We start from the raw sequence: 12,352 nt of genomic DNA on the forward strand, positions 1-12,352 counted from the left end.
CTGGTGCCGTCCGGGGTTGACACATCACCGCCGAGGGAGCCGACTTGGCTCGTGAGCGCACGAGCCGTCGTCCTCGTCGAGGGGGAGAGCGACCGGCTCGCCGTCCTTGCCGTCGCACACCGCCAGCACCGCGACCTGCTGGCCGAGCGCATCGAGGTCGTCGCGATGCACGGCATCACGAACACCCGCTCCTTCGCCCGCCGATACGGTCCGCAAGGCCTCGCGCTGCCGCTCGCCGGACTCTACGACGCGCCCGAGGAGCACAAGCTGCGCATCGGGCTCGCCCAGGCGGGCATCGCCGCGGCGCGCACGGAGCCGCTCGCCCAGCTCGGATTCTTCCGCTGCGACCGCGACCTCGAGGACGAGCTCATCCGCGCGCTCCGCGCCGACGCCGTCGAGGCCGTCGTCGAGGCGGCGGGGGAGCTCCCCTCGCTGCGGCGCCTCGCGCAGATGCCGGTGCAGCGCGACTGGCCGCGCGAGCGCGTGCTGCACCGCTTCCTCGGCGTGCGCTCCGGCCGCAAGGCGCGCTACGCGCCGCTGCTCGTCGCGGCGCTGGCGTCCGGCGCCGAGCCTCCGCCGCTCCGCGCGCTGCTCGCGCACCTCGCGGCGCCCGCGGCGGGCGGCGACGGCTAGAAGGCGACCTCGATCGTCTCGTTCGCCTCGATGACCTCGCGCACCTGGTCGCTCGTGAACGCAGCCCGCAGCGCCTCGACGGCGGCCGGATCGGCGTCCTCGCGCACGACCACCTGCAGCGCGAAGCGGTCGTCGAGCTCGGTGATGAGGCCGTCGTCCTGCGGGGTGAGGCCGAGCGCGGCGATGTGCGACGGCCACTGGAAGACGAGATCCGCCTCCTCGTAGGCCGTGTTGAGCGACGGGATCGGCACCTCGAGGAACTCGACGCCCTTCGGGTTCTCGGTGATGTCGGCGACCGTCGCCTCGTACGGATCGACCGACGGGTCGAGCGTCACGATGCCCGCCTCGTCGAGCATCTTGAGCGCTCGGCCGAGGTTGGAGCGGTCGTTCGGCACGGCGATGGTGGCGCCCTCGGGGAGGTCTGCGATGTCGTCGATCGAGCTCGAGTAGAAGGCGATGGTGAAGTTGTAGACCGTCTGCACCGCCGTCAGGGAGCCGTCGTTGCCGGCGTTGAACTCCTGCATGAAGGGCTCGTGCTGCGAGAAGCTCGCGTCGATGTCGCCGCTCTGCAGGGTCACGTTCGTGGTGATGTAGTCGGCGATCTCGACCAGCTCGATCTCATAGCCGTCCTCGATCGCGTCGGCCGCCGCGAGCACGACATCCGTCATCGGCGGCTGCACCGCGGCCACCTCGAGCACCACCGGCTCGTCCGCCGTGCCGGGACCCGCGGCCGGCGCGCCGGCGCTGCAGCCGACGAGGCCCAGGGCGGATGCGAGGGTGATGCCGGCGAGCGCGGCGAAGCGAGTGCGGGTCATGGGCTGGCTGCTTCCTGGTCGAGGACACCCCGGATGCGCACGGACGGCACCATAGGGCGATTTGCTGGACTGCGTTCAACTATAGGGTGGTCGACGAACCGGGATCAGACATGGGGGAACTGCCGTGCCGCACGAAGCCGCCGAGGCGCCCGAGCACGTCGCGACGCTCGAGCGCGTCAGCGTGCGCTACGGCGACGTCGCCGCGCTCGACGACGTCAGCCTCGGCATCCGCAGCGGCGAGATCCTCGGCGTCGTGGGGGAGTCCGGCGCCGGCAAGTCGACGCTGCTGCGGCTCCTCGATGCGACCGAGCACCCCACGAGCGGCCGCGTCACCATCCTCGGCGCCGAGCCCGCGCGCCTGCGCGGGCCGCGCATCCGCGCCCTGCGCCGCCGCATCGGCATGGTCTTCCAGGGCTTCAACCTGCTCGGCAACCGCACCGTGCAGCAGAACGTCGCGCTGCCGCTCGTGCTCGAGCGGCGCGCCGACCCCGCGCGCGTGGCCGAGCTGCTCGACTACGTCGGCCTCGCCGATCGCGCGCGGCACTACCCGGCACAGCTCTCGGGCGGGCAGCGGCAGCGCGTCGCGATCGCCCGTGCGCTGGTGACGCGCCCGGGAATGGTGCTCGCCGATGAGCCCACGAGCTCGCTCGACACGCGAGCCACCGACGACGTGCTCGCGCTGCTCGCCCAGGCGCGCGCCGACTTCGGCACGACGGTCGTGCTCGTCACGCACGAGCTCGAGTCGGTCGCCGCGATCGCCGACCGCGTCGCCGTGCTCGAGCGCGGCGCGCTGCGCGACGTGCTGCCGGTGGCCCGCGGGGCGGCCCGCGATCGCGGCGGCAGCTACGCCGATCACGTGCGGCGGGTGCTCGGCGCGTGAACGAGGTGCTCGACTCGCTCGCCGAGAACGGCGACCAGATCGTCGTCGCGCTCGTCGAGACGGCGTTCATGCTCGGCTTCTCGCTCGCGGCGGCTGTGCTCGTCGGGCTGCCGCTCGGGGTGGCCATCTTCCTCACGCGCCCAGGTGGACCCAAGGAGCGCCGCGGCATCTGGCTCGTCGCGAACGCCTACGTCACCGTGGTGCGCTCGTTCCCGTTCCTGCTGCTCGTCGTCGTCCTCATCCCGCTCACCCGCCTGCTCTACGGCACGACCTTCGGCACCGGAGCGGCCACGTTCCCGCTGTGCTTCGTCGCGGTCGCGATCTACGCGCGGCTCGTCGAGCAGATCCTGCTCGAGATCCCCTCCGGCGTGCTCGCCGCCGCGCGGTCGATGGGGGCGGATGCGCTGCAGACGGTGTGGCACTTCCTGCTCGTCGAGGGCCGGTCCGGCCTGGTCTACGCGCTGACGTCCGCCGCCATCAGCCTCATCTCGTACTCGACGGTGCTCGGCATCGTCGGCGGCGGCGGACTCGGCGACTTCGCGCTCCGCTACGGCTACCAGGAGTACGACTGGCCGCTCATGTACACGACCGTCGCCGTCGTCATCGTGCTCGTTCTGCTGCTGCAGGCGGTCGGCGAGAAGGCGTCGGCGCTGCTCGACAAGCGGTAGCCTGCGCGCCCCGGCCGGAGGTTGTGGCCGGCGCCTGCGCGTCGTAGCGTGCGGGCATGGCGACCGTCCGCGCGGCGACCGAGGCCTTCCACCGCCTGCACGAGCAGGACACCTTCGTGATGCCCAACCCGTGGGACGCCGGCAGCGCCGTCACCCTGGAACGCATGGGGTTCCCGGCGCTCGCGACCACGAGCGCGGGCGCCGCGTGGAGCCTCGGCCGCGCCGACCGCGGGCTGCGGCTCGACGACGCGCTCGCGCACCTGCGCGAGCTCGCGGATGCGGTGGCGGTGCCGCTCAACGCCGACTTCGAGGGCGGCTACGCCGTCGAGTCCGAGGAGGTCGCCGAGCACGTCGCGGCTGCCGTCGCGACCGGCATCGCGGGGCTGTCGATCGAGGATTCCACGGGCGTCGCCGAGCACCCCCTGCACGATCGGGCGCTCGCGATCGAGCGCATCGCCGCGGCACGTCGGGCGATCGACGAGAGCGGCACCGGCGTGCTCCTGACCGCCCGCTCGGAGGGCTTCGTCGTCGGACGGCCCGACCTCGACGAGACGGTGGCGCGCCTGCAGGCGTATGCCGATGCCGGCGCCGACTGCCTCTACGCGCCGCGGCTGACGACCGCCGACGAGGTCGCCACGATCGTCGGCGCCGTCGCACCGAAGCCGGTCAACGTGCTGCTCAACGCGCCGTTCCTGAGCGTCGCCGAGGCCGCCGACCTGGGGGTGCGCCGGATCAGCGTCGGCGGCACGCTCGCGCGCGCCGCGTGGGGCGGCTGGCTCGCTGCCGCCCACGAGCTGCGCGAGCGCGGCACGGTCACGCGCTTCGCACAGCTGCCCGACGTCGACGGCATGCTCGGCGCACGCGAAGCCTGACGAGGAAGCCCGGCGTGCGATCGAGCGGCGGGTCGGGGTCAGGGCGAGACGAGGAGGATGCGGTCGTCGCCCTCTGCGGGCGAGCCGCGCCCGTCGGTGTTGCTCGTGAGCATCCAGAGCGAGCCGTCCGGCGCGGTCGCGACGTCGCGCAGCCGCCCGTACCGCCCCTGCCAGTGCACCGTGGAGGTGCCGGGGTCGGCGAGCGGCACCTCGCGCAGCGCCGCACCGCGCAGGTGCGCGATCCAGATGCTGCCGCCCGCGATCGCGATGCCGCTCGGGCTCGCCTCGGCCGGCCGCCACTGCTGCACGGGATCAGCGAACCCGGTCGAGCCCGCCGCCCCCTCGACCTCGGGCCAGCCGTAGTTCGCCCCCGCATCGATGCGGTTGAGCTCGTCCCACGTGTCCTGCCCGAACTCGGTCGCCCACATCGTGCCGTCGTCGTCCCACGCGAGGCCCTGCGGGTTGCGGTGGCCGAGCGTGTAGACCGGCGAGCCGGGGAACGGGTTGTCGGCCGGGATCGCGCCGTCGGGCTCGAGCCGCAGGATCTTGCCGGCGAGGCTGTCCCGGTCCTGCGCCGCGGACGGATCGCCGGCGTCGCCCGTCGTGACGTAGAGCATGCCGTCGGGCCCGAAGGCGATGCGGCCGCCGTCGTGGAACGAGGTGGCGGGGATCCCCGCGATCACCGCTTCGGGCGCGCCGAGCTCGCGCGCGCCGGGGGAGCCGGTCAGGCGCGCCCGCGAGACCGCGTTCCCGTCGCGCGCCGTGGCGTACCAGTAGAGGTGCCCGTCGGCGATCGCGAGCCCGAGCAGGCCCGCCTCGCCGCGCGGGGCGACGCCGTCGATGCGCGCGAGCTCGCGCACCGCTCCCGCGGGCGAGACTTCGAGGATGCGCGCGGTGTCGCGCTCGCTCACGAGCGCCCCGCCGCCCGGCATCGGCACGACCGACCAGGGCGACGACAGTCCCGTCGCGAGCACGGCGGGCGCATCGAGCGTTCCCGGCGGCACCGCGGCCGCCGTCGCGGCTGGGCCGGATCCGCTCGGACCGGGGCCCTCGGACGCGGCCGTCCCTGCGCCGGTCGCGTCGGGCCCCGGAGGCGGCGAGCCGATCCCGCACGCCACGAGCGCGAGCGCGGCGACCGCGGCGAGCGCGCCGACCGCCGCGCGTCTGGGTCCCCGCATCGCCACCTCCCGACGGTGCCAGCATAGGCGCGCCGCGAGTGGCGCGGGAGCCCGCGGCGGGCCCGAGGCTGTGCAGATCGGGCGAGGATGCGTAGCGTTTGCTCCATGAGCACCGTGGAGGCGGCGCGCCCGCCCTACGGGGAGCGCGAGACCGGCTGGCGCCCCGTGCTGCCCTGGTGGGCGTGGGTGCTCGCCCCGGCGGCGATCTTCGCCGCCGCGGCGCTCGGCGTGCAGCTCACGCCGCCCGGCACCTCGGTGGCGCTGTGGTGGCCCGCGGCGGGGCTCTCGGTGCTCTTCGCGATGCTGCAGCCCGCGTCGCGCCTGCCCGCGGCGGTCGGGATGGTGCTCGTCATGACCGCGATCGCGAACGCGGTCAGCGGCAGGCCGCTGCCGCTCGCGCTCGCCTTTGGGGCCGCGAATGCCGCGGAGGTCGCCGTCGTCGTTGCGCTGCTCGGCGTCGCGAGGCGCCGCTTCGCGCTCGCATCGCTGCGGGCCGGCATGCGCTTCGCGCTCGCGACGCTCGCGGGGGCCGCGACGGCAGGGGCGATGGCTGCGCTCGCCCTGGCGCTCGTCGAGGGCGCCTCCTTCTGGCCGACGCTCCTGCACGTGACCGCCTCGCACGCCGCCGCCGTCATCCTCATCGCGCCGCTCGCGGCGCTGCCGAACCGCATCCCCGTCTCGGCCCGCCCGATCGAGATGGCGGTGCAGGCGGTGCTGCTCGGAGCGGTCATCGCGATCGTCTACCACCCCGAGTCCACCCTGCCGCTCGCCTTCGCCCCCTTCCCGCTGCTCGCGTGGGCGGCACTGCGGTTCCCCGTGCGGGTCGTGCTGCCCGAGGCGGCGATCGCCGCGCTCCTCATGCTCGTGCTCATGCTCGACGGCGGCGGACCCTTCGTGCGGGCGGGGCTCGACCCGGCGCTCGGCGCGGTGATGTTCGAGCTCATGCTCGTGTCGTTCGGCGGCTTCGCGGTCGTGCTCTCGGCCGCCCAGTACGAGCTGCGAGCCCTCACGCAGCAGGTCGAGGCGAACCACCGGCTGCTGAGCGGCAGCCTCCTCGACGCGCAGATCGGGCTCGTGCTGGCCGCGCGCGACGAGCACGCGACGCGCGTCACGTGGACGAACCCGGCCGGACGCCGGCTGCTGAGCCGCGAGCTCATCGGCCATGAGTGGGCGGGTCCGCTGCGCTCCGCCGCGCTGGCGGCGCTGCGCACCGGCGAGCAGGTGACCGTCACGACCGACGCGGGCCGCACGATCACCGTCGCGGCCAACCGGATCGCCGGCCAGGGGGACCGCCTCGCGGTGCAGCTGCTCGACGTCACCGCGATGCTCAGCGCGCGCCGCACGCAGCTCGAGGCCGAGGTGGAGCGCGACGCCGCGAGGGCCATCCGCGCGGAGCTCGAGCGCCAGCGCGACGACTTCCTCGTCACCACGAGCCACGAGCTGCGCACGCCCATCACGAGCATCGTCGGCTACGCCGAGCTGCTCGGCGGCGGCACGCTCGGCGAGCCGGAGCGCAAGTGGGTCGAGGTGATCGACCGCAACGCGTTCCGGCTCTCCGAGCTCGTGGAGGACCTGCTCACGCTCAGCCGCACGGCTCCCGCGCCGAGCTCGCCGCAGCCCGAGCGGCTGCGCTGCGACGTCCTGCTCGAGGAGGTGCGCGATAACCTGCAGGTGGTGAGCGCGGCCAAGCGGCTCGAGGTCCTGGTCGACTGCCGCGACGAAGCCGTGCTCGCCGTGCGCAGCGACGTCATCCGCATGCTCTCCAACCTGCTGATGAACGCGTGCAAGTTCACGCCCGACGGCGGTCGCATCGAGCTGCGGGCCGAGCAGGCGGGGGATGCGGTGCGCATCCTCGTCTCCGACACCGGCCCCGGCATGAGCCCCGAGGAGCTCATGCACGCCTTCGACCGCTTCTACCGAGCGCCGAGCGCCGAGCGCGAGAGCACGCCGGGCACGGGCCTCGGGCTCGCGATCGTCTCGGAGCTCGCGCAGCGCAACGGCGGCATGGCCGCGCTCGCGACGAACGATCGCGGGGGCATCACGGCCGAGCTGCACCTGCCGGCCGCGCCGCCGGCGGCTGCCTGACGGGCGCTACGCGACCGCCGCGGCGATCGCCCGCTCGAGATCGTCGATGAGGTCCTCAGGGTCCTCGAGGCCGATCGAGACGCGCAGCACGCCCGCGTTGGGCTTCGCCTCGGCCTGCACCGGCCGGTGCGTGAGGGACGCCGGGTGCTGGATGAGCGAATCGACGCTCCCGAGCGAGACGGCGTGCGTGAAGAGCCGCACGCCCTCCGCGACCGCGGCGGCCCGCTCGTGCGAGCCGAGGTCGAAGGCGAGCATCGAGCCGGGGCCCTCCATCTGCCGGCCCTCGCCGACGAGGCCGGACGGGTCGCATCCGTCGAGACCGGGGTAGCGCACCTCGTGCACCCCCGGCATCGCGGCGAGCGCCTCGGCGACGCGCTGGGCACCCGCCTGCTGCGCGCGCACGCGCAGCGGCAGCGTCTGGAGCCCGCGATGCATGAGGTAGGCGCTGAACGGGTGGGCGATCGCGCCGGTGATCGCGCGGACGGGGCGCAGCGCCTGCGCCCACTCGTCGCTGCACGCGACGACGCCGCCCATGACGTCGCCGTGGCCGCCGATGTACTCTGTCGCCGAGTGCATCGAGAAGGCGGCGCCGTGCTCGAGCGGACGCTGCAGCACGGGGGTCGCGAACGTGTTGTCGATGAGGACGGGCGCATCGCCCGCCGCGGCGACGAGCGCGTCGAGGTCGACGAGCTCGAGGGTGGGGTTGCCCGGCGTCTCGGCGACCACGAGGCCCGTGTCGGACCGCACCGCCCGCGCGACCTGGTCGTGGTGCTCGACGAAGGTCGTCTCGGTGCCGAGCAGTCCGCTCGCGAGCAGGTGGTCGGTGCCGCCGTAGAGCGGCCGCACCGCGACGACGTGGCTGCCGCGGCGCTGCTTCGCCGCCGTGAGCACCGCCGTCACGGCGGCCATGCCGGTCGCGAACGCGACGGCTGCCTCCGCGCGCTCGAGCGCGGCGAACGCCCGCTCGAAGCGGGCCACCGTGGGGTTCCAGAGGCGCTGGTAGACGGCGGTCACCTCCGACGGGTCGCCGCCGCCGGCGCCCACTTCGTAGGCGTCGCCGCCCGCCGCCACGCTCGGCAGCGGGTAGGTGGAGGAGAGGTCGATGGGGGTCGCGTGCACGCCGAGCGACTGGAAGTCCTCGCGGCCAGCATGCACCGCGAGTGAGTCGAGTCGGAGGCGAGCGTCATTGCTCGTCGTCATGCGTCCGATCATGCCGCAAACGCGCAGTGATGGCCGGGAGGCGCGGCGGCGCGCGTCGCCGCGGCGCTCGGCTCGGTCGCTACGGGCTCGGCCTGGTCGCTACGGGCTGCGGCTGGTCGCTAGGGCGCCGAGGTCGGGCCGCCGTCGCCGGGGAGCGACAGCCCCGCGTCGGGCGAGGGGTCGATGCTCGGGGAGGGATCGACCGGCGGGAGCGGCTCGGACGGCTCGGCGGGCGCCGTCGGCTGGGGCTCGGGCGCCGGCGACGGGTCGAGCGGCGGCACGATGACGGGCGGGAGCGCGGGACCGACGCCGCCGGACGGCGCGGGCGGCGGCACGGGCGTGCGCGACGGGCCCGGCGACGGGCTCGACGGCGCGGGCGCTGGCGCGGGCACCTCGCGCACCGGTGCCGGCCGCACGGGCGCGTAGTCGGTGATGGGGCGAGGCGCGGCGCGCGCGATCGCGTCACGCGTCTGCTGCGATGCCGCGAGGAGCGCGTCGGCGGCCTCCTGCTCGCCCTGCGCGGCGAGCTGGAAGGCCTCCGCGACCCACGCGGCCGCCGCGTGCAGCCCCATGCCCTCCACGAGGTCGAGGATGTCGGCGAGCGACGGCTGCTCGTCTCGCGCGGCGAGCAGCGCCGCGAGGTGGTCGTCCGCATCCTTGAGCGCGCCGAGGGCCTCCGCCGGTGCGAGCCCGAGCCGCGCCTGCACCGCGGCGACGTCGGCGCGGCCCTCGGCGGTGCGCACCGCGCTCGCGCCGAGCTGCGCGAGCGCCGCCTCGAGGCGATCGATGCGGGCGTCGTCGAAGTCGCGCGGGTCGCCGAGCCGCCGCAGCTCGCGCGCGAGCGCGTCGACGCGCTCGGCGGTCACCCCGGCGAGCGGCTGCCGATCGGCGGCCGCCGCGGCGATGCACTCGCCGAGGAGGTCGAACGAGCCGGGATCGCCGGTCGCGAGCGCCCGCGCCTCCCAGCGGTCGGCGAGCTCGCGATCCTCATCCGTCATGTAGACGCCGTCGGCGATGCCCGTCAGCAGCGCCTCCCGCTGCTCGGCGAAGCGGGTGCGCTCGGCGGAGGGGAGCAGCTCTTCGGCCGCGCCGAGGTCGGCGGCCTCGAGCACGTCCTTCGCGCGCCGCTCGAGCCCGACGGCGCGCACGATCCGCACCGCGAGCTCGCAGCCCGCGCGCTCGTGCTCGACGTGCCACGACTCGATCGCTCCGGCGAGCGCTCCGGCGCGGGCCTGCGAGCTCCACGCGACCGCCGAGCCCGCGATGATGAGCGCCGAGGCGGCGAGCGTCGAGAGCCCAACCGTCCAGCGCCGGCGGGTGCGTCGGCGCCGCAGCTCGGCGAGCACGCCGGCACGCCGACGCGCCTCCGCTTCAGCGGAGAGCGTCGGGGGCCGCGACGCCGGCTGCTCATCCACCGGGGAGACCTCGCAATCGTGCGTGATGTGCAGGTTCCAAGGTAGAGGACGCGGGGCGTCGAAGGCCAGCATGCGTGCGCGCTCCGCCCGCGCGGGAGTGCCAGGATCGTGTCGTGACCCTCCTCGCCCAGCCGCTGCGCATCGGATCCTTCGAAGCGCCGAACCGCATCATGCAGGCCGCCCACTCGAAGCAGTACTCCGACCGCGTCGAGTCCGACCGCGAGACCGCGTACTTCGTGCGCCGTGCCCGCGGCGGCTGCGGGCTGTTCGTCGCCGGCAACCACTTCGTGCACCCGAGCGCCTCGACGCGCGGGTTCCAGGATGCGTGGCGGCCCGAGTCGGTCGACGCGAACCGCCGCATGACCGACGCGATCCACGAGGCCGGCGCGCGCGTGCTCGTGCAGCTCAACCACCACGGTGCGCAGGCGGCGCCCGAGGGGCCCGACGGGCCGCGCGCCGTGATCGCGCCCAGCCGCATCCTCTCGCCCTCGACCGCGATCGCGACGCGTGCGGCGAGCGCGCGCGACATCGCGACGCTCGTCGAGGCGTGGGCGGATGCGGCCGAGCGCGCCCGGCTGGGCGGCTTCGACGGCGTCGAGATCCACATGGCCCACGGCTACCTGCTGCACCAGTTCCTGAGCCCGATCTCGAATCGGCGCACGGATGCGTACGGCGGCGACGTGGAGGGGCGCACGAGGTTCCCGCGCGAGGTGCTGCGCGCGGTGCGCTCGCGCGTCGGCGACGACTTCACCGTCGGCATCCGCATCGTCGTCAACGAGCACAACGACGCCGGCCTCGACGCCGCCGCGTGCCGCACGCTCGTCGCGGCCCTCCGCGAGGAGGCGCGCATCGACTTCCTCGACCCGGCCGCAGGCAGCTACGACGACGTGCACTGGGTGTTCCCGTCGTCGGCGATGCCCGTCGACTGGCTGCGCGACGACGTCGCCGAGCTCAAGCGCGCCAACCCCGACATCCCGGTCTTCGGCGTCGGCGTCGCCCACTCGGTCGAGCAGGCCGAGGAGGTGCTCGCGAGCGGGATCGCCGACACGGTGGCGCTCACGCGCGGCCAGCTCACCGACCCCGACCTCGGCAACCGCCTGCTCGCAGGGGAGACCTCGGGCATCCGCCACTGCATCCGCCTGAACCAGGGCTGCCTCGGTCGCGGCAGCCAGGGCCTCGCGGTCACCTGCACCGTCAACCCGCAGGCCGGTCGCGAGCTCGAGGCGTCGCCCGAGCGCGCCGCCGCGCGCGAGCGCTGGACGGTCGTCGGCGGTGGCCCGGCGGGGCTGCGCGCCGCCCTCGACCTCGCGCGCCTCGGCCACGCGGTGACCCTGCTCGAGCGGGAGGCGCAGCTCGGCGGGCAGCTGCGGCGCGCGTCGCGCGTGCCCGGTCGCGGCTCGGTCGGCCTGCTCGTGGCCGACCTCGAGCGCGACGCGCGCGCGGCCGGGGTCGACCTGCGGCTCGGCGTGGAGGCGACGGCCGAGGCGATCCGCGCGACGGCACCCGACCGCGTGGCGCTCGCGACCGGCGCGGTCGCTCCCGAGGGCACGACGCTCGCGGCGGGCGGCGGCTTCGCGGGGCAGCGGCCCGCGACGGTCGACGCGTGGACGGCGATGGATGCGCCCGACCGGCTGGGCGCTCGGGTGCTCGTGGTCGACGACGACGGCACCGCCCACGCCTCCGGCGTGCTGCTGAGCCTCGTCGCCGCGGGGCTCGCGGTGCAGGTCGTGACGCCCTTCGAGCAGCTGCTGCCGCATGTGGGCACCGGCTACGAGCGGCAGCTGGTGCTGCGCACGCTCGCCGCCGGCGCGTTCGACCGCATCACGAGCGCGCGCGTGCGCGCGGACGCCGAGCGGCTCGTCGCCGTCGACGCGCTCACGGGCGCCGAGACGCCGCTGCGGGAGCCGGACGCCGTCGTGGCGCTCACCCCGCGCCGGTCGGTCGGTCTCGCGGGGCTCGACGCAGAGGGCCTCGAGGCGCAGCTCGGCGTACCGGTCGCGGCGATCGGCGACGCGCTCTCGCCGCGCGGCATCGACGCGGCGATCGCGGAGGCGTGGCGGCTGGCCCTCTCGACCGCCGACTGAGCTCTGGCGGCTCCCGCTGGCCTGCGCGATGCTGGCCGGGTGCGGCCGGCCGGCGGCCGCAGGAGGAGGCACGATGTCGACGGTCTTGAACCCCTACCTCGCGTTCGGCCGCGAGGCGCGCGAGGCGATGAACTTCTACCACGGCGTCTTCGGCGGCGACCTCGTCGTGACGACCTTCGGCGAGGGCGGCATGCAGCACGAGCCGGGCGAGGCCGACCTCGTCATGCACGCGCAGCTCACGACCGCCGACGGCCACACGCTCATGGCGAGCGACACGCCGTCGACGATGCCGGTGCCCGAGCGAGGCCAGCAGGTCTCCGTCTCGGGCGACGACGCGCACCTGCTCACGCGCTACTGGGAGGGCCTCAGCGACGGTGCCCGCATCGTCGAGCCGCTCGCGCAGGCGCCATGGGGCGACACGTTCGGCATGCTCGTCGACCGGTGGGGCGTCACCTGGATGGTGAGCATCGCGGCGCCGACCGGGCACTCGGGCTGACCCGCGCCTCGGCCGGCGCCGCGCGC

Annotated in this window: 11 protein-coding genes; 7 read left to right on the plus strand and 4 right to left on the minus strand. The window is 75.1% G+C overall.

Annotated features, from left to right (window positions below):
- Positions 1-51 precede the first annotated feature (51 nt).
- The gene (locus BLT67_RS12325) at positions 52-633 is read left to right on the plus strand and encodes a TOPRIM nucleotidyl transferase/hydrolase domain-containing protein (protein WP_092667284.1); all 582 of its coding nucleotides are present in this window, start codon (positions 52-54) and stop codon (positions 631-633) included.
- Here the strand turns inward: BLT67_RS12325 and BLT67_RS12330 are convergent.
- Complete coding sequence (locus BLT67_RS12330; protein WP_092667285.1) at positions 630-1,448, minus strand: MetQ/NlpA family ABC transporter substrate-binding protein; 819 nt, start codon at positions 1,446-1,448, stop codon at positions 630-632. The two genes, BLT67_RS12325 and BLT67_RS12330, sit on opposite strands and share 4 nt — an antisense overlap.
- A 124-nt stretch (positions 1,449-1,572) precedes the next feature.
- On the opposite strand from BLT67_RS12330, the gene BLT67_RS12335 reads away from it, so the two are divergent.
- The 3 genes from BLT67_RS12335 to BLT67_RS12345 are packed head-to-tail and all read left to right on the plus strand — an operon-like array spanning position 1,573 to position 3,868.
- Positions 1,573-2,328: a methionine ABC transporter ATP-binding protein gene (locus tag BLT67_RS12335; RefSeq protein ID WP_172802025.1), complete on the plus strand. Its 756-nt coding sequence runs from the start codon at positions 1,573-1,575 to the stop codon at positions 2,326-2,328.
- Positions 2,325-2,996, plus strand: a complete 672-nt coding sequence (locus BLT67_RS12340; protein WP_231945498.1) for a methionine ABC transporter permease — start codon at positions 2,325-2,327, stop codon at positions 2,994-2,996. Before BLT67_RS12335 ends, BLT67_RS12340 begins: the two co-directional genes overlap by 4 nt.
- Before the next feature lie 56 nt (positions 2,997-3,052).
- Positions 3,053-3,868 carry an isocitrate lyase/PEP mutase family protein gene (locus BLT67_RS12345; RefSeq protein ID WP_092667286.1) on the plus strand — a complete coding sequence of 272 codons (816 nt, stop codon included), beginning with the start codon at positions 3,053-3,055 and terminating at the stop codon, positions 3,866-3,868.
- A 38-nt stretch (positions 3,869-3,906) separates the two neighbouring features.
- On the opposite strand, the gene BLT67_RS12350 is transcribed toward BLT67_RS12345, so the two are convergent.
- A complete protein-coding gene (locus tag BLT67_RS12350; RefSeq protein WP_092667672.1) occupies positions 3,907-5,046 on the minus strand; it encodes a PQQ-dependent sugar dehydrogenase in 1,140 nt (379 codons plus the stop codon).
- A gap of 105 nt (positions 5,047-5,151) precedes the next feature.
- Between BLT67_RS12350 and BLT67_RS12355 the strand changes: the two genes are divergently transcribed.
- On the plus strand, positions 5,152-7,131 hold the full coding sequence (locus tag BLT67_RS12355) for a sensor histidine kinase (protein ID WP_172802026.1): 1,980 nt from the start codon (positions 5,152-5,154) through the stop codon (positions 7,129-7,131).
- Between the two features lie 6 nt (positions 7,132-7,137).
- Here BLT67_RS12355 and BLT67_RS12360 read toward each other — a convergent pair whose 3' ends face one another.
- The gene (locus BLT67_RS12360) at positions 7,138-8,286 is read right to left on the minus strand and encodes a trans-sulfuration enzyme family protein (RefSeq protein ID WP_407922507.1); all 1,149 of its coding nucleotides are present in this window, start codon (positions 8,284-8,286) and stop codon (positions 7,138-7,140) included.
- Positions 8,287-8,450: 164 nt separating this feature from the next.
- Complete coding sequence (locus BLT67_RS12365; protein ID WP_092667289.1) at positions 8,451-9,746, minus strand: hypothetical protein; 1,296 nt, start codon at positions 9,744-9,746, stop codon at positions 8,451-8,453.
- A 113-nt stretch (positions 9,747-9,859) separates the two neighbouring features.
- Here BLT67_RS12365 and BLT67_RS12370 point away from each other — a divergent pair, with 113 nt between their 5' ends.
- Positions 9,860-11,830 carry an FAD-dependent oxidoreductase gene (locus BLT67_RS12370; RefSeq protein ID WP_231945499.1) on the plus strand — a complete coding sequence of 657 codons (1,971 nt, stop codon included), beginning with the start codon at positions 9,860-9,862 and terminating at the stop codon, positions 11,828-11,830.
- A gap of 73 nt (positions 11,831-11,903) precedes the next feature.
- Positions 11,904-12,326 (plus strand): VOC family protein, encoded by a 423-nt coding sequence (locus BLT67_RS12375; protein ID WP_092667290.1) that lies wholly within the window; start codon positions 11,904-11,906, stop codon positions 12,324-12,326.
- Positions 12,327-12,352 lie beyond the last annotated feature (26 nt).

The organism is Agrococcus carbonis (assembly GCF_900104705.1).
GTDB lineage: Bacteria > Actinomycetota > Actinomycetes > Actinomycetales > Microbacteriaceae > Agrococcus > Agrococcus carbonis.

Bases quoted from the DNA above. Each gene is read 5' to 3' on its own strand.
- BLT67_RS12330 (WP_092667285.1), bottom strand. From the start codon at position 1,448: ATGACCCGCACTCGCTTCGCCGCGCTCGCCGGCATCACCCTCGCATCC.
- BLT67_RS12355 (WP_172802026.1), top strand. From the start codon at position 5,152: ATGAGCACCGTGGAGGCGGCGCGCCCGCCCTACGGGGAGCGCGAGACC.
- BLT67_RS12375 (WP_092667290.1), top strand. From the start codon at position 11,904: ATGTCGACGGTCTTGAACCCCTACCTCGCGTTCGGCCGCGAGGCGCGC.
- BLT67_RS12345 (WP_092667286.1), top strand. From the start codon at position 3,053: ATGGCGACCGTCCGCGCGGCGACCGAGGCCTTCCACCGCCTGCACGAG.
- BLT67_RS12350 (WP_092667672.1), bottom strand. From the start codon at position 5,046: ATGCGGGGACCCAGACGCGCGGCGGTCGGCGCGCTCGCCGCGGTCGCC.